Below are 19,348 nucleotides of genomic sequence, written 5' to 3'. Positions count from 1 at the left end.
GGCAGCCGGCGGCGGGCGGCACGTGCGAGTGCCGGTGGCAGTGCCTCACCCGCGATGTAGAGGTAGCGCAGACCGGTCATCGCGGCGAGCTGCTCGTCGTCGACGATGTCGAGGAAGGCGGCCAGCATCGAGGGTACGAAGTCGACAGCGGTGATCTGCTCGCGGGCGATGAGCTCGGCCAGGTATGCGGGGTCGGCATGCCCGCCGGGACGGGCCACGACCACCCGCGCGCCGATCATGAACGGCGCGAACAGTTCCGGCACCGAGACGTCGAAGGTGTACGGCGTCTTGACGATGGTGGTCGCATGTGCGTCGACCTTCTCGAACGCCGCGAGTCCCCACCGCAGGCGGTTGACGACGGAGGAATGCGACACGGTGACGCCCTTCGGGCGGCCGGTCGATCCGGACGTGAAGATCGTGTAGACCGCGTGCTCGGGACGCAACGGGGCCAGACGCTCGTCCGCGGTCACCGGCGCGGTACCGGTGGGCGCGGGCCCGGTGAGGTCCACGACATCGATCGGCAGGCCCGCGGTCCCGGCCACGTCGCGAAGCGCATCGGGTGGCCCGCCGGCGGCGACGAGGACACGGGCCACGGCGGCCGTCTCCACCATGTACAGCAGTCGGTCCGCGGGCGTCTCGGTGTCGATCGGCACATACTGTCCACCCGCGACGACGATCGCGTGCACCGCCACAAGCGTTTCCAGCGATCGTGGCAGGCACACGCCCACCGCGACGTCGGGGCCGATCCCGGCCGCGATCAGCCGTCGGGCGAGATCGTTGACGCGAGCGTCGAACTCGGCGTAGGTGACGATCCGGTCGCCGTCGACCACCGCGACCGCCTCGGGCGTGCGCTCGGCCTGGGCCGCCAGTGCGGTTCCGACCAACTCGGGTGCGAGCGCCGCCGTGGCGCCTCGGCTCCAGTCGTCGACGAGGTCCCGTTCTGCCGACCCGAGCAGGTCGATGTCCGCGACAAGACCCGAGTCGGCAGCCGTGAGCGCACACAGGATCTGTCGCAGCGCCCGACCGTACTGCGCAACCTGCTCATCGGTGAATGCACCGGGCAGATACTTCAGCTGCAACGAGATCCGGGGTGCGCCACCCGAGGATCCGCGCACGGGCGCCCCGATGAGGTTCAGCGGGTAGTGCGTGGCGTCGCCGGTCCGGACCTCGGTGATCCGCAGTTCGTCGGAGCGTCCGTTCTCCGCGACGGCCTGCTCGTCGACCGGGTAGGACTCGTACACGGTGAGCGTGTCGAAGAGCGTGTGATGCCCGGTGTGCGCGGCGATGTCGGCCAGCCCGACATGGTGGTGATCCAACAGTCGTGTCTTCGTGGTCTGCAGGCGTTGCAGCGCGTCGTCGACCGTCGATGCCGGATCCACGGTGACCGCGACCGGCAGGGTGTTGATGAACAGGCCGACCATCTGCTCGACGCCGTCCATGTCCGCCGGTCGCCCGGACACCGTCTCACCGAACGCAACCGTTCGCTGACCGGTCATCCGCGACAGCAACACCGCCCAGCCGAACTGAAGCACGGTCGACGTCGTCACGCCGAGCCGCCGGGCCGTGGCGCCGATGGCGTCACCGAGTTCGGCGGGGACGTCGATGCGGTGATCACGAGGCCGTGTGTCCTCGGTGGCCACCTGGCCGGGAGCAACCAGCGTCGGCCCCTCCAGATCACTCAGCGCCGCCGACCATTCCGCGTGCGCCGCGTCGTCGTCGCGCGCGGCGAGCCAGGTCAGATACGTCTCGAAGTCGCCGTCATCGGTGGACGTCAGCGGTCGACCGCCGAAGTAGGTGGCGAAGAGGTCGGCGAGGACCAGTGGTCCCGACCAGCCGTCGACCAGGAGGTGATGATTGGTGACGATCAGCGCCGCGCGGGAGCCGTTCGCGTCGTCGGGCAACAGCACCAGGCCGAAACGGATCAAGGCCGGCTCGTCGAGGTCGAAGGGGCGTCGCAGGTGATCGGCGCTGAAGTCGTCGAGGCGGGTGTGGGCGTCGCCTGCGGCCCGCAGGTCCAGGGTCGTCCATTCGAGCTCGACCGTCGGCGGCACGACCGCGACGACGGACCCGTCGGCGGTACGCACATAACCCGAACGCAGGACCCGATGATGCTGCAGGAGCGCGGACGCCGCGGCATGCAACCGCGCAACGTCGACGTCTCCGGCGAGGTCGATCACGGCCTGGGTGACGTACACGTCCACTTCCCCGGCCGAACCGTCGTCGACGCCGGAGGGCGTGCCGAGTTCGGCTTGGAAGTAGAGGCCCTGCTGCAGGGGTGTCAGCGGCCAGAGTTCGGCGCCCGGGAATCGACTGTGCAGGTCGTCGATCTCGTCCTGGCCGAGATGGGCACCGATCAGGTCCGACGGTGACGCGCCCACCTCACCGGTCCGGGCGGCGGTGACGATGTCGGCGAGTTCGGTGACCCACCTATCGGTGAGGAGGGCGACCTCGTCGTCGGTGAGAATGCCTGCGCGGTAGGCGAACGACGCACGCAGGGCTCGCCCACCGTCGGTCACGACGGTGCTCACGTCGACGGTCACGGCGCTCGACGCCATCATCGCGCCGGTGATCGTCGATGGCAGTACGACGTCGTCGCCGGACGGGAGGAACGCGGAGTCGGCGGCGGTGCGGTCGCCGTCGGACCCGGCACTGCCCGCTCCCACGTTGCCGAAGTAGTTGAACCCGATGGCCGGCAGCGGACGCCGGCGCAACTCGGCGAGTTCGGGGGTCTCCTGCACGTCGACGACGTTCGGCGCCAGGTAGCGCAGCACTCCGAACCCGAGCCCATGATCGGCGCGCCCGAGCAGCTCTTCCTTGGTGTCCTTGACCGTGCGGGCGGCATCCCGGTTGTCTCCCACCGGGATACGCACCGGTGAGATCGCAGTGAACCATCCGACGGTCCGGGCCAGATCGACGGCGCGGGGATCGGCACCACGGGCGGCGACGTCGGACTCGCGTCCGTGACCCTCGACCTGGATCACCACCGCGTCGTCGCTCGCCGCGTCCCCCCTCGTGCTACGCAACCGGTGCACCGCACGGGCCAGCGCGGCGAGCAGTGCGTCCTGGGTGCCCGCGGCGAATGCGTGTGGCACGGCGGTGAGCAGCGCTTCGGACACCTCGGTGTCCACGGTGACGGTCACCCGTTGCATCGGCGACGGCTGTAGACCGTCGTCCGACTCCCTGTCGCCGAACGGGGCCGCGTCGGCCGGCAACCGCTCCAGCCAGTAGGGCAGTTCGGCCAGCCGGTCGGGCACGTCGTCGGCGAGGACCTGTGCCCAGCGGCGGATGGAGGTTCCCTCGGGTTGCGGGGTCGGCTGCCCGCCGGAGGTCACCTGGGACCACATGGTCGCCAGATCCACCACGATCGTGGGCCACGACACCGCGTCGACGGCGAGGTGATGGATGACAATGAGCAGTCGCGCACCGTCGGCCGCCACGTCGTCAGCCGGCCCGGCGGTGGCCTGCCCGCTCGGGGTCCCGGGCGACACGACCACAAAGCGAGCGATGTCGCCGGTGGTCGGGTCGAGTTCGGCGAGCGCCGACGCATGGATGCGGGTCAGTGCGTCCACGAAGTCCTCGGTTCCGGGCTCCGCGTCCGGGGTCTCGAAACGCACGATGGCATCGACATCCACCGCCCGGCCCGTCTCGAGCGTCCAGTCGTCGGCCGTCCTCCGCAGTTGCGCCGCCAGCATCGGGTGCGCGGCCAGCAGCGCATCGATCATCGGAACGAGGTGCGCGCGCGTCATTCCCGCGGGCGCACGCAACAGATTGGCCTGGGAGAAATCGGCGAAGGCGGGCGTCGCATGGTCGGTGGGACCGTCGGCCCCCTCGAGCATCCACCGAATGATCGGCGTGATCACCATGTCGCCGGAGGGACCGCCTGCGAGTTCGGGAAGGGCCTCGAGCGCGCCGCCGGCACTGCCGGCCGCAGCCGCCATTCCACGGATGGTCTTGTGTTCGAAGATGTCCCGTGGTGTCAGCCGCAGCCCGGCCGACTTCGCCGCCGAGGCGAGCTGGATCGACATGATGCTGTCGCCGCCCAGCGTGAAGAACGAGTCGCTCGCGCCGACGCGGTCGAGTCCGAGCAGCCCGGCCACGATGTCGGCCAGCGCGCGTTCGGCGTCGGTCGCCGGCGGCACGAACTCGGTGTCGACGAGGAAGTCCGGCGCGGGCAGCGCGGCGCGGTCCAGTTTGCCCGACGGCGTCAGCGGGAGCTCGTCGAGAACGACGAACGCAGCCGGGATCATGTGCGCGGCCAGCCGGTCACCCGCCGCACGGTTCACCGCGTCGACGTCGACGTCGTTGTCGGCGTCGCCGACGAGGTAGGTCACCAACCGGGTTCGACCGGCCGGGTCGTCGGCACCGATGGTCACCGCCTGCCGTATGCCGGGCAGCGCGGCGAGGACGGCGTCGATCTCCCCCAGCTCGACCCGCTGACCGTTGATCTTCACCTGATGATCGGCGCGGCCGGCGAATTCGATTTCGCCCGCGGGTGTTCGGCGGACGAGGTCGCCGGTTGCGTAGAGGCGGGTGCCGGGAAGCCCGAGCGGGTCGGCGATGAAGCGGGTCGCGGTCAGACCCGCTCGTCCGAGGTAGCCGCGCGCCAGACCCGGCGCCGAGAGGTACAGCTCCCCGACCACGCCGTGCGGGACGGGGTTGAGACGCTCGTCGAGGACATAGGCGGTGAACCCGTGGATCGGCCGGCCGATCGTGACCGGCCGCGCGGCCCGGAGTCGGCCGGCGGTGGCGACGACGGTCGCCTCCGACGGTCCGTACATGTTGTAGAGCGCCAGTGCGGTACCGGTCGGTGCGGCCCATTTCTCCACCAGGTCCGGCGGGCATGCCTCTCCGCCGGTCGCGAGGTGCTTGAGCTGCGGCACGTCGGCCGGATCCATGGTCGCCACGACCGTCGGTGTGATGATGGCGTCGGTCACCCGGTGGCGGGCCATGAGTTCGGCGAGTTCGGCGCCGCCATAGGTCTCGGCCGGCGAGACGACCAGCGTGTGACCCGATCCGATGGCCCAGAGCATTTCGAAGAACGACGCGTCGAAGCTCGGTGATGCGACGTGGAGTACGCGAGTGGCCGACCCGTAGGAGATCTCGCGCTGGGTGTGCACCAGATCCGAGACGCCGCGGTGGGCGACGGCAACTGCTTTCGGCCTGCCGGTGGAGCCGGACGTGTAGATCAGGTAGGCGAGGTTGTCCAGCCGCACGGGGCCGCGGCGCTCGTCGTCGGCGAGGACGTCGGCGGACTCGGTCTCGGCCCGGTCGATGACATCGGGGTCGTCGAGGACCAGCCATCGGGGTCGATCCCGGTCACCGAGCGTCTCCCGGTCGTCCATGGTGGTGATGCCCAGGGCGGCATCGGAGTCGGTCAGCATGAACGCGATGCGGTCATCCGGGTAGGTCGGGTCGATCGGGAGATAGACGCCACCGGCCTTGATCACCGCGAACGTCGCGATCACCGACTCGAGCGAACGCGAGATACCCACGGCGACCACCACATCCGGGCCGACGCCGTGGCTGATCAGGGTTCGCGCGAGACGATTGGTGCGCGCCTCGAACTCGCCGTAGTCGACAACGCGGTCGTCGACGACGAGGGCCGGGTGGTCGAGATCGAGGGTCCGGTCGAGGAGTACCTCCGGCAGCGTCCGGTTGCCACCGAAGGTCTCGGCGGCGCGGGCGGTCGCGGCGAGTTCGACACGCACCGCATCCATCTCACGGCGCTGGTCGTCGCCGAGCAGGTCGATGTCCCCGACCGCGGTGTCGCAATCGCCGGTGAGAGCGGCCAATACCCGCAGCCAGGTATCGGCGAAGCCACGCACCGTCGGTTCGTCGAACAGCGCTCGCGCGTAGAGGAATTCCGCTCGCAGCGGGGTGGAATCGCCCGTGCCCTGACCCTCCAGCACGCCGACCGTCAGGTCGAACTTGGCATCCTGTTCGGCGATGTCGAGGGGTTCGACGGTCAGTCCCGCATCGGTGAAGCGCTGCCGCTCGGCGGTGTCGTCCGCGGCGTAGGTCAGGGCGATCTGTGTCAGCGGTGCGTGCGCCGATGACCGCTCGGGCGCCAGCGCGTCGACCAGCTGCTCGAACGCCACATCCGAGTGGGCGAAGGCGTCCAGGTCGACCGACCGCACGTCGGACAGGAATTCCGCGATCGTCTCGCCCGGATCGACCGTGGTGCGCAACAACAGGGTGTTGACGAACATGCCGATCAGGTCGTCCAGCGCGGACTGACCACGACCCGCGATCGGCGCCCCGATGACGACGTCGCGGGTCGACGCGAGCCGCGACACGGTCACCGCCAGTGCGGCGTGACAGATCATGAACGGTGTGAGTCCCGTGTCGGCGGCGGTCTGCTGCACGGCGGCGGCGAGCTCGGACGGTACGTCGATGCCGATCCGATCCCCGTCGGCATCCAACACCGCCGGGCGCGGCCGGTCCATCGGAAGGTCGGTGACCGTGGGGATGTCGTCGAGCACGCTCAGCCAGTGGCCCATCTGCTGCCCGATGGGCGACTGCCGGTCGTCGGTGCGGCCGAGCGTCTCATGCTGCCAGAGGGCGTAGTCGGCGTACTGCACGGTCAAGGCTGCGGGCACCGCGCCGCTCCCGGAGGTACGCGCGAGATAGGCGCCGATCAGGTCCGCGGCGAGCACCTTCGCCGACTCGCCGTCGAACGCGATGTGGTGACACACGATGATGACGTCGGTGACGTCGGAATCCGGTGCACGCCAGATGCGTCCGCGGATGGGAAGTTCGGTGGCGACGTCGAAACCGCGTGCCGTCGCGGCCTGCAGTTCCTCGGCGCTCTCGGCGTGCGACCAATCCAGCAACCCACCGACGTCATCGACATCGAGGATGCGCTGGGTCGGACGCCCGTCGACCGTCGGGTAGACCGTGCGCAGGATCTCGTGCCGGGCGACGACGTCGCCCAGCGCGTCGAGAAGCGCGGCGGCGTCGACGCTGCTCCCGTCGATCTCAGCGCGCAGCCGCAGTCCCAGCGGGATGTTGTAAGCGGCCGAGCCGGTGTCGAACTGGTTGATGAACCACATCCGTTGCTGGGCGAAGGACAATGGGATGACGTGTGGCCGTGGCCCGGGCACGATCTCGGCGGTGGCGCCGGTTCCGGGCCGGACGCGTTCGGCGAGCGCTCGCACCGTGGCCGCGTCGAACAGGTCGCGAACCGAGACATCGGCGTCCAATGCTCGTCCGACCCGGGCGGCGACCCGCGTCGCCGACAGCGAGTTGCCGCCGAGGTCGAAGAAACTCGTCGTCGCCGACACCCGCTCGATTCCCAGCACCTCACCGAAGACCTCGGCGATCGTGGTCTCGGTTCCCGGGTTCGGGGCCACGAACTCGCCGCCGCCGAACTCCGGCGCCGGCAGGGCGCGGCGGTTCAGTTTGCCCGCACTGGTCAGTTCGACGCGGTCCAACCGCATCCAGACCGTCGGTCGCATGTGATCGGGCAGCATGCGCGCGGCGACCGCCTTGACGTCGTCGAGGTCGATCGACGTCTCCGGCGCACCGGCGACATAGGCGACCAGGTGCTGTTCCCCGTCGCCGGTGCTCACTACCGTCGCGGCGGCATGGACCACGCCGGGCGCCGAGACGAGCACCGCCTCGATCTCGCCGAGCTCGATGCGCTGACCGCGCAGTTTGACCTGGAAGTCGGTGCGTCCCAGGTATTCCAGCTCGCCGCGGGCGTTGTACCGGACGAGGTCACCGGTCCGGTACATCCGGGTGCCGGCCGAACCGAGCGGATCGGCGACGAACCGGTCGGCGGTGAGGTCGGCACGCGACGCATAGCCGCGGGCCAGTTGCACCCCGGCGAGGTACAGCTCGCCGGCCACACCGACCGGCACCGGGTGCAGTCGGGCGTCGAGGACACGGGTCGCGGTGTTCCAGACCGGTCGACCGATCGGGACCTCGGTGTCGCCGGCCCGCACTTCCTGGGCGGTGACGTCGACGGCCGCCTCGGTCGGGCCGTAGAGGTTGTGCAATCGCGCCGCGGGCAGCGCATCGAGTGCTGCGGCCGCCACCGACGGTGCCAGCGCCTCACCCGAGGTGAACAGCTGCCGCACCGAGGTCAGCACCGACATCCCTTCGGGGCCGAGCACCTCGACGAAAGCCGACAGCATCGACGGGACGAAGTGCGCGGTGGTCACACCGCGCTCGCGGATGAGCTGCGCGAGGTATGCGGGATCGCGGTGCCCGTCCGGTCGCGCGAGCACGAGTTGCGCCCCGACCATCAACGGCCAGAACAGCTCCCACACCGACACGTCGAAGGTGACGGGGGTCTTCTGCACCACGACATCGGCGGACCGCAGGCGGTAGGAGTCCTGCATCCACGCCAACCGGTTCGCGATCGCGCGATGCGAGACGACGACGCCCTTCGGTCGGCCGGTCGACCCGGAGGTGAACAGCGTGTAGGCGGCGTGATCGGCGTCGAGCGGCGCAACGCGGTCGGCATCGGTGACCGGTGCGGTGTCGCCCGTGACGGGTACCGACAGGTCGACGACCACGACGCGCGGCGCATCGGCGGTGAGACCCGAGACGACGTCGGCGACGGCACCGGACATTCCGGCCGGACCGATGAGCAGGGTCTCGGCGCCGGCGGTGTCGAGCATGTAGCCGATGCGGTCGGCCGGCGCGTCCGGGTCGACCGGCACATGGTGGCCGCCCGCGGTGACCACTGCGTGGATGGCGACGAGCATCTCCGCCGACCGTTCGATCGCCACCGCTACCGCTGTGTCCGGGCCGATCCCACCACCGATGAGTTCGCGGGCCAGCACGTTCACCCGGGCACCGAAGTCGGCGTAGGACAGGGTGCGGTCGCCGTCGACGAGAGCTGTTGCGGTGCGGTGGGATCGGACCGCCTTGGCGATGCCGTCCGGCAGCGGCGTGACGCCGGCGTCGACCTCGAGTCCCTGCGACCAGGCGCGGAGGCGGCCTTGTCCTGCGGCGTCGACGAGGGGAACGTCGCCGATCACGGTGGCCGGGTCGTCGACCAGCGCATGCAGCAGTTCGACATACCAATCGGCGATGCGCAGTGCGGTGTCGTGGTCGAAGAGGTCGTCGGCGTAGACGATCGAACCGTCGAGCGCCTCCAGGTGTCCGTCGTCGTCGCGAGTGGCGGACAGCCCGACGGTCAGGTCGAAGCGGGCGGCCGGGTCACCCGGGTCGGCCGGCGAGATGGACAGGCCGGGCAGGTCGATGCTCGGGTTCTGGTGTTGCTCGAGCGTGAACATCACCTGCGCCAGCGGGGCGAAGGACTCCGACCGGGTGGGGGCGAGTCGTTCCACGAGATACTCGAAGGGCACGTCGGCATGGGCGAATGCCTCAAGATCCGTTTCGCGGGTAGAGCGCAGCAGTTCGTCGAAGGACATGCCGGGCTCGATCTCGCTGCGCAGCACCAACGTGTTGACGAACATGCCGATCACGTCGTCCAGCGCGCTCTGCCCACGTCCGGCCACCGGCGTGGCGATCGCGACATCCGTTCCGGCCGAGAGCCTGCCGAGCAATGCGGCCAGCACGGCGTGCAGCACCATGAACACCGTGACGTCGTGACGTGACGCCAGGTCGTCGACCGCCGCGACGAGGTCGGCGGGTACGTCGAATTCGGCGAGACCGCCGTGCATCGACGCGACCGACGGGCGGACGCGGTCGGTCGGCAGTTCGATCACGTCGGGCAGGTCGGCCAGCTGACCATCCCAGTAGGAGACCTGCTGTCCGACAACGGACGTCGGATCGTCGACGGAGCCCAGGACGCGGTGCTGCCACACGGCGAAGTCGGCGTACTGGACCGCGAGTTCGGGCCAGTCCGGTGCACTGCCGGACGTCCGTGCCACGTATGCGGTGACGATGTCGCGCAGCAGCGGTGCCAGTGACTCACCGTCGGCGGCGATGTGGTGGATGACCAGCACGAGCAGATGCTCGTCGGTGCCGGTGGCGACGAGAGCGGCACGGATCGGCAGGTCGACGGTGACGTCGAACGGCTGTTCCACGACGGATCGCGCCGCAGATGCGTTGGCGGGCCGGGCGAACCAGGTGGTGTCGGTGTCGCCGATGGCAGGGTCGAGAATCTGCTGGCGGGCATCACCGTTCTCGTCGGCCGGGAACACGGTGCGCAGACTCTCGTGGCGGCCGATGACGTCGGCGAGCGCCTTCTGCAGTGCGTCGGCGTCGAGGTGCCCGGAGAGTCGCAGCGCGAACGGGATGTTGTACGCGGGTGACGTCGGATCGAACCGGTTGATGAACCACATCCGCTGCTGGGCGGTCGACAGCGGGAGGGCATCGGGCCGCGGCCCGGCGGTGAGCGGTTCCACCGCGGCCACGGTGTGCCCGGCGACGGTCTCACGCAGTGCGCGGACGCTGGGTGCGTCGAAGATGTCGCGGACCCCGACCTGCACACCGAGGGCCTCGGCGATGCGCGCCGCGACCCGGGTGGCCGACAGCGAGTTGCCGCCGAGGTCGAAGAAGCTGTCGCCGGCCGACACGTCGTCGAGTCCGAGCACCTCGGCGAACACCGTGGCGATCGTGCGTTCGGTGTCGTCGGCAGCGGCGACGTACTCGCCTGCCCCGAACTCCGGTTCGGGCAGGGCACGCCGGTCGATCTTGCCGGCGGTGTTGGTCGGCATCGACTCGAGTACCACCCACCCGGTGGGCCGCATGTACTCGGGCAGTGCCTGCGCGGCAGCCGCCTTCACGGTGTCGAGGTCGACCTGCTCCCCCGCGACGTAGCCGACGAGGTGATCGTCGCCGCTCGGCGCGGACGCGACGACGGCGGCCGCGTGCACGACAGCGGGTGCGGCGGCGAGCACGGCCTCGATCTCGCCGAGCTCGATCCGCTGGCCGCGCAGCTTGACCTGGAAGTCGGTGCGGCCCAGATACTCCAGCTCCCCGCGCCCATCGTGGCGCACCAGGTCGCCGGTGCGGTACAGGCGCCCACCCGATGAGCCGAACGGGTCCGCGACGAACCGGTCGGCGGTGAGGTCGGGTCGTGCCGCGTACCCACGCGCCAGCTGCACCCCACCCAGGTACAACTCGCCCGCGGTGCCGGGCGCCACCGGACGCAGCCGTGCGTCGAGCACCCACGCGGTGGTGTTCGGCACCGGCCGGCCGATCGGCACGCGGATGTCGCCGGGGCGGACTTCGTGGGAGGTGACGTCGACGGCGGCCTCGGTCGGACCGTACAGGTTGTGCAGCCGCGCCGTGGGGATCGCGGCCGGGGTGGCGGCCGCGACCGCCGGCGTCAGGGCCTCACCGGAGGTGAAGATCTGTCGCATCGTGGTCAGGTCTGCGGTCCCGCCGTCATCGACGACGTCGAGGAACGTCGCGAGCATCGACGGTACGAAGTGCGCGGTGCTGACGTGCGCCTCACGCATCAGTGCCGCGAGTTGGTGCGGGTCCCGGTGTGCGTCGGGGCGGGCGATCACGAGTTCGGCGCCGACACACAACGGCCAGAACAACTCCCACACCGACACGTCGAAGGTCACCGGGGTCTTCTGGAGCACCACGTCGTCGGGCCCCAGCGGATACGACGACTGCATCCAGTCCAGACGGTTCACGATCGCGGAATGTGTGACGGTCACGCCCTTCGGACGGCCCGTCGAGCCGGACGTGAACAGCGTGTAGGCCGGATGCGTCGTCCGCAACGGGGTGATGCGCTCGGCATCGGTCACCGGTGCGACGGCATCGCCGGCCGGCGCGTGGGCGTCGACGCGGACGGTGTCGACGCGGTGTGCGCCGATCGCCTCGGGCACATCGCCGGCCACCAGCACCACCGCGGCGGCGGAGGTGTCCAGCATGTAGGTGATCCGGTCGGCCGGCGCCTCCGGATCGAGCGGTACATAGTGACCGCCGGCGGAGATGACCGCGTGGATGGCGACGAGCATCTCAACGGATCGCGGGATACACACGCCCACCGCGACTTCCGGTCCGACACCGCGTGCGATGAGCTCGCGTGCGAGCGTCCACACGCGGTCACCGAATTCGCCGTAGGTGACGGTTCGGTCGTCGAACGCCAGCGCGGCCGCGGTGCGCGTCGACGTGATCTGCGCCGTCACCTGGTCGGCGAGGGTGACGGGCTCGATGCCGACGTGGTCACCGTGCGCCCACTGCGCCACCTGGCTTCGGTCGGCGTCACTGATGGTGTCGACGTCGGCGAGCAGGCGTTGCGGTGTCTGCACGAGTGCCTCGAGCACCGCCCGCACATGGTCGGCGATCCGTGCGACCTGGGTGTCGGTGACGACGCTGGGCAGGTACTTGTAGGCGAACCGCATGCCGTCGCCGCGTGGGCCGACGATCAGGTTGAGCGGATAGTGCGTCGAATCGGCGAAGTCGACCCCGGTGATGTCGAGGCCGGCCGCGCGACTGCCCGACGCGAGCGCGTCGGAGTCGACCGGGTAGGACTCGTAGACGGTGAGGGTGTCGAACAGCACCGGCCGCCCGGCGATCTCGCCGATGTCGGCGAGGCTGAGGTGCTGATGGTCGAGCAGCCGGGTCTTCGCCTCCTGCAGGCCCGATGCGACCTGAGCGAGACTCCGGCGCGGATCGCAGTCCACGACCACCGGGATGGTGTTGATGAACAGGCCGATCGCGGCCTCGACCCCGTCGAGATCGGCGGGACGCCCGGACACGGTCTCACCGAAGGCGACCACCTGCTGTCCGGTCAGGCGGGACAGCACCATCGCCCAGGCCACCTGGATCGCGGTCGATGGCGTCACGCCGTTGTCACGGGAGAAACGGTGCAGGCCGCCAACGAGATCGGCGTCGAGATCGACCTCGAGGCCGGCCGGCTTCTCGGCGACCGCCGCGGATTGCTCGGCCGCGAGCAGAGTCGGTCCGTCCAGCGCAGACAGTGCCTCTCGCCACGCACGGTATGCGGCATCGCGATCGCGGCCGGCGAGCCAGTCGAGGAAGTCGCGGTAGTCGGTGCGGGCGCGAGACTGCGCCTGCAGCGCACCATCGCCGACGTACGCGGCGAACAGGTCGGCGATCACCAGCGGCCCCGACCAGCCGTCGAGCAGGATGTGATGGTTGGTGATGATCAGCCGGTGCCCGCCCGACGGCATGCGGGCGGCGACGAACCGGATGGGACCCGGGCGGGCGAGGTCGAAACGGTTCGTGCGCTGGGCATCGGCCAGTTCCGTCAGCAGCGCCTCGGCGGTGTCCGCATCGTGGTCGCGGAGATCGACGCTGTACCACTCCGGTTCCGCCGTCGGTGGCACCACCGTGACCGGTGTGCCGGATGCCGTACGCACGAACGCCGAACGCAGCACCGGATGTGCGCGGAACAGTTCGGTGGCCGCGCGTCGCATGCGGTCCTCGTCGATGGCGTCGGCGATCTCGATGACCACCTGTACCGAGTAGACGTCGATCTCATCGGGCCGGGCGGCGACCTCCGACTGGAACAGCAGTCCCTGCTGCAACGGCGACAGTGGCCACAGGTCGGCACCGGGGTACCGCCGGCCGAGTTCGTCGATCTCGGCCTGGATGAGACCGACCTGCGCGACGTCGGATTCGGAGAGTCCGGGATCACCGACCTGCGCGACCTGGGACGCGATCGCGGCGAGTGCATCCTGCCACCGTCGGGCGATGTCGGTCGCCTCGGCGTCGTCGAGGACCGCCGCCGGGAAGCTGAGATCGGCACGCAGCACCCGACCGTCGTCGGAAGCGACGGCCGAGACGTTCACCGCCAGGGCGGCCAATGCCACCATGTCCCCGCGGACCGACGGGGGCAGGACCGGGACGTCGGTGGCGGGAAGGAAACCGACCCCCGCCGTGGCGCGATCGTCCGCCCCGGCGCTCACGTTGCCGAAGTAGTTGAACGCGATCGCCGGCAGCGGGCGTCCGGCCAGCGGCGAATCCTCGCGCAGATAGCGCAATGGGCCGAAGCCGATGCCGTGATCCGGCAGCGCGGCGCGGGCGTCCTTGGTCGCCTTGACGATCGACGACTCATCCGGGTCCGCGGGGACGTCCACGGCGACCGGGGCGATGCTGGTGAACCAGCCCACGCTGCGCGAGAGGTCGGCACCAGGGGCGATGTGCTCCTCGCGACCGTGTCCCTCGAGCAGGATCGGCACGCGTCCGGCCCGTCCGTCGGCCACGGCGAGCGCCAGGGCCGCGACCATCAGATCGTCGGCCCCGGTCCGGTAGGCCTCGGGTATGTGGGTCAGGAGCGCGTCGGAGAGCTCAGTGGGCAGCGTCCAGGAGATCGTCCGGACCGTCGACTGACGGTCACGGACACGGTCGAACGGACGCCCGATCGCGATGGCGTCGGTGTCGTCGAGGTGGCGAGCCCACATCTCGACTTCGTCGGTGCGTTCCGCCATTTCGGTGAGCACACCGGCCCAGCGGCGCATCGATGTTCCGTTGGCCTGCAGGGTGATCGGCTGTCCGGCCGCGAGTTGCGACCCGGCGGTGACGAGGTCGGTGATGATCGCCGACCACGACACCGCGTCGACCGCGAGGTGATGGATGCTGACGATCAGGCGGCCGTCCGCGGAGTCGGAGGTGGGCCGCAGGCCGGTCGCGGCGACCACGGCGCCGGTTGCCGGGTCGAGACGACCCAGGGTGTCGGCGTGGGCGCGCAGCAGGACGTCGGTGAACTCGGGTGCATCGGGGTCGACGGCGACATCGTCGACACGCACCAGGAGTTCGGCGTCGAAGTCGTTGCCCGCGAGCATGTCCCACCGACCGTTGTCGTCGGTCAGGCGCGCGGTGAGCATCGGGTGGTGAGCCACGACCGCGGCGATGACGGTGCGCAGGTCGGTCACCGAGATGCCGGCGGGCAGCGTCAGCACGCTGGTCTGGGAGAAGTCGGCCAGGTCCGACGCGCTGTCGGCATGCTCGAGCATCCAGGCGACCGCGGGGGTCAGGGCGACATCGCCCACTCCCCCGCCGGGATACTCGGCCAGCTCGCTGCTCGTCGCCGTGCGAGCTGCTGCGGCGAGCGCGCGGACGGTGCGGTTGGTGAAGATGTCGCGTGGGCTCAGGGCATAGCCGGCCGAGCGTAGTGCCGAGGCCAGCCGGATGGACATGATCGAGTCGCCGCCGAGGGCGAAGAAGGACTCGGTCACCGACACCCGCTCGACTCCGAGGACACCGGCGAAGATGCCGGCGATCGCTCGTTCGTCGTCGTCGGCGGGGGCCGTGTAATCCGTGTCCAGCGAGGAGAAGTCGGGAGCGGGCAGGGCGCGGCGGTCGAGTTTTCCGGAGCTGCCGAGCGGGATGTCGTCGAGAATTGTCCACACGGTGGGCCGCATGTACTCGGGCAGTGACCGGCCGACCGCGTCTCGTGCGGCGTCGGGCGATTTCGGTCCGGCGAGGTAGGCGACGAGATGTTCGGCCCCGCCTGCCGACCGGGCGACGGTGACCGCCGCGTGGACCACGTCGTCGACACCGGCCAGCACCGACTCGATCTCGCCGAGTTCGATGCGCTGTCCGCGGAGCTTCACCTGGAAGTCGGTGCGGCCCAGGTACTCCAGCACATACGAATCGGGGTCGGTTGCGCTGCGGTTCCACCGGACCAGATCGCCGGTGCGGTACAGGCGATCGCCGGGGACGCCGAACGGGTCGGCAACGAAACGTTCGGCGGTGAGGTCGGGACGGGCGGCGTAGCCCCGGGCGATCTGGACGCCACCGAGATAGAGCTCGCCGGGTACACCGATGGGTGCCGGGCGCAGCCGGTCGTCGAGCACCCAGGTGCTCGTGTTCTGAGTCGGCCGGCCAATCGGAACGACGTCGCCGACGCGGTCGAGATCCTGGTGGGCCACCTCCACCGCGGCCTCGGTAGGACCGAACAGGTCGTGCAGGCCCGCATCCGGCAGTGCGGCCCGCGTTGTCGCGGCCACCGACGGCGCGAGCGCCTCGCCGGAGGCGAACACGTAGCGGACGCTCGTGAACTGCGAGAGGACCGCGTCGTCGACGACGTCGAGGAAGACCGACAGCATCGACGGCACGAAGTGCACTGAGGTCACCGTGTGTTCGGCGATCACGTCGGCCAGATAGGCCGGGTCGGTGTGCCCGCCGGGTCTGGCGATGAGCATGCGCGCTCCGGCGTACAGCGGTGCGAACAGTTCCGGCACGGAGACGTCGAAGGTGTACGGCGTCTTGAGGATCACCGTGTCCGACGCGCCGATATCGAAGGTGGCCAGGCCCCAGAGGAGCCGGTTGAGCACGGACCGGTGCGAGACGGTGACGCCCTTGGGCCGGCCGGTGGAGCCGGAGGTGAAGATCGTGTAGGCGGCGTGGTCGGGACGCAGCGGAGCGTTCCGGTCGACGTCGGTGACCGGTGTGGTGTCCACGGCGACCGGTGCGCTGGTGTCGACGGAGTGGATCTGCACGCCGGCATCGGTGATCGCCTGCGGCGCCCATCCGGGTCCGACGAGGACGATCCCCACCTGCGCGGTGTCCAGCATGTGGCGTACGCGGTCGGCGGGTGCATCGGTGTCGATCGGCACGTACTGCCCGCCCGCGGAGATGATCGCATGGATGGCGACAACCATCTCGATGGATCGCGGAATGCACACTCCGACCGCGATATCCGGTCCGACGCCGTGGCCGATGAGGTAGCGGGCCAGGTCGCCGACGCGGGAACCGAACTCGGCGAAGTCCACGGTTCGTCCCTCGAACAGGAGGGCGGGGGCCGTCGGCGTGCGACCGGTCTGCGCGGCGATCGCCGTGTCGAGGGTGGTGTGCGGCGTGGTGACCTCGGCGCCGACAGACAGTTCCCGCACCGTGTCGATCTCGTCGGCGGACAGCAGTGGGGTGTCGCCGACCGGTGTCGACGGGTGGGCGGCCAGATCACCGAGGAGCCCGACGAAACGGGTGGCGAGACGTTCGACGGTGGCGGCGTCGAACAGGTCGGTGGCGTACACGATGGAGCCGCGCCAGCCGCCGCCGGATGTGCCGATGGCCAGATCGATGGTGAGGTCCACCTTCGCCGACGGCTCACCCGCCGAAACGGGTGTGGCCATGAGGCCGGGCAGCTCGATGGTCGTGGGCACATTCTGGTCGACGGTCAGCAGTACCTGCGCCAGGGGCGCGAAGGCCTCCGAGCGGGTGGGATCGACCTCGTCGACGACATGTTCGAAGGGGACGTCGGCGTGCGCGAATGCATCGAGATCGACCCGCCGGACGTCGTCGAGCAGCTCGGCGAACGTTGCCGCGGAATCGATCTCGGTGCGCAGGACCAGGGTGTTGACGAACATGCCGACGAGGCCGTCGAAAGCCTCGTCGCCTCGTCCGGCGATGGGCGTGCTGACCGCGATGTCGGTGGTGCCGGACAGCCGCGAGAGCAGCACCGCCAGTGCGGCGTGCACCACCATGAACGGTGTGGTCCCGGTACGGGTCGCGATCGCGGTGATCGCCTGCGCGACGTCGGCGGGTACGTCGACGTCGACCGCCGCGCCGCGCAGCGATGCGACCGCCGGACGCGGCCGATCGGCCGGGAGGTCCAGCACGTCGGGCAGCGATGCCAGTTGGTCGGTCCAGTACCGCGTCTGGCCGGCGATGGCCGAGTCGGGATCGTCGGGGTCACCGAGCACCGCCCGCTGCCACAGCGCATAGTCGGCGAACTGGACGGGCAGCGGGGTCCAGTCCGGTGCGGTGCCGGCCGACCGCGCGCGGTAGGCGGTGAGCACGTCGGCGACCAGGGGCGCAAGCGACTCGCCATCCGCGGCGATGTGGTGCACCACCAGTGCGAGAACGGATCTCGATGTGTCGCCGGCCTCGGTCGCCAGCACGGCCCGGATCGGCAGTGATGCGGCGATGTCGAATCCGGTCGACACCGCTTCGGTCACCGCCGCGCTGACCTGGTCGGCCGACCCCTCGATCTCCCGCCAGGACAACAGGGTGTCGATGTCGGCGACCGGGTGGACGATCTGTTCACCGACACCATCGGTCTCACCGAAGGTGCTCCGCAGCACCTCGTGGCGGCCGATGACGTCGACGAAGGCCGCCCGTAGCGCAGCCGTGTCGAGCTCTCCGTTGAGTTCGAGCACCGCGGGGATGTTGTAGGCCGGTGACTCCGGGTCGAATCGGTTGATGAACCAGATGCGCTGTTGCGAGTACGACAGCGGCAGGTGCTCGGCGCGCTCGAGCGAACCCGGGGCGATCGACGGCCGCGCCGTTCGCGCACCGGCGGTGACCAACGCGGCGAGTTCCCGCACGCTCGGATGGTCGAAGATGTCGCGAACGGCGACGTCGCGGTCGAAGTGTGTCGCCAGGCGCGCGGCCAGACGGGTCGCCGACAACGAGTTCCCACCGAGGTCGAAGAAGGACTCCACGACGCTGACGGTCTCGCGCCCCAGCAGATCGGCGACGATCTCGGCGACGGCGGACTCCTCCACGGTCGCGGGGGCGACGTGATCGGCGTCGTCCCACTGCGGCAACGGCAGCGCCCGGCGATCGAGCTTGCCCCCGGTGGTCAACGGGATCTCGTCGAGCACGATGATCGCCGAGGGGATCATGTGGCGCGGCAGACGGTTCCGCAGGGAGTCGGTCAGCTCGTCCGGGTCAGGCGCGTCGGTCGTATCGTGTCGCAGCACCACGTAGCTGACGATCCGCATGGAGTTCGCCGGCCCGCGTACGCCCACGGTCACCGACGTAGCGACGCCGGGCTGTGCGGTGAGCTCGCCGTCGATCTCGCCGAGTTCGACACGCTGGCCGTTGATCTTCACCTGGAAGTCGGCACGTCCGGCGAACTCGAGACGATGGTCGGCGGTCCAGCGGACGAGGTCACCGGTGCGGTACATCCGGCTGCCGGGTTCGCCGAACGGTCCGGCCACGAAGGCGGCGGCGGTCAGCCCCGGCCGGTTCAGGTAACCGGACGCGAGCGCCTCGCCGGCGAGATAGAGCTCGCCGACCGCGCCGACCGGGACCGGATGCAGTCGCTCGTCGAGCACGGCGACCGAGAAGCCGTTGATCGGGCCGCCGATGGTGATCGGCTCGCCGGGGTTCACCGCCGCAGACGTGGCCCAGACAGTCGCCTCGGACGGTCCGTAGAGGTTGAACATCTGTCGACCCGGCGCCCAGGTCGCGACGACCTCGGGTGGGCACGCCTCACCGGCGGTGGTGAGGTGGGCCAGCGTGGTGATCGGGGTCGGATCCATCGTCGCCAGCACCTGCGGGGTGATGACGGCGTCGGTGACTCCGCCGTCGACCATCACTGACACGAGTTCGGGACCGGCATACACGTCGGCCGGGGAGATCACCAGTGTGGCACCGAGTCCGATGGCCCAGGCCATCTCGAAGAACGCGGCGTCGAAGCTGGGTGACGCGACGTGCAGGACCCGCGTGTCGGCCGGGTCGGACGAGATCGTCCGTTGTGCGGCAAGGAGGTTCG

At 70.1% G+C, this 19,348-nt stretch carries 1 protein-coding gene (cut by both window edges); it reads right to left on the bottom strand.

This entire window lies inside a single protein-coding gene on the bottom strand: locus AC4AMJ_RS04150, encoding a non-ribosomal peptide synthase/polyketide synthase (protein WP_489917335.1). The 54,465-nt coding sequence extends 22,666 nt beyond the window's left edge and 12,451 nt beyond its right edge, so the window shows coding positions 12,452-31,799 (codon 4,151, partial, through codon 10,600, partial); the first complete codon in reading order (the gene reads right to left) occupies positions 19,344-19,346. Both the start codon and the stop codon lie outside the window.

This window comes from Gordonia sp. LMA484 (assembly GCF_058129505.1).
This window is presented reverse-complemented; position numbering and strand designations above follow the sequence as displayed.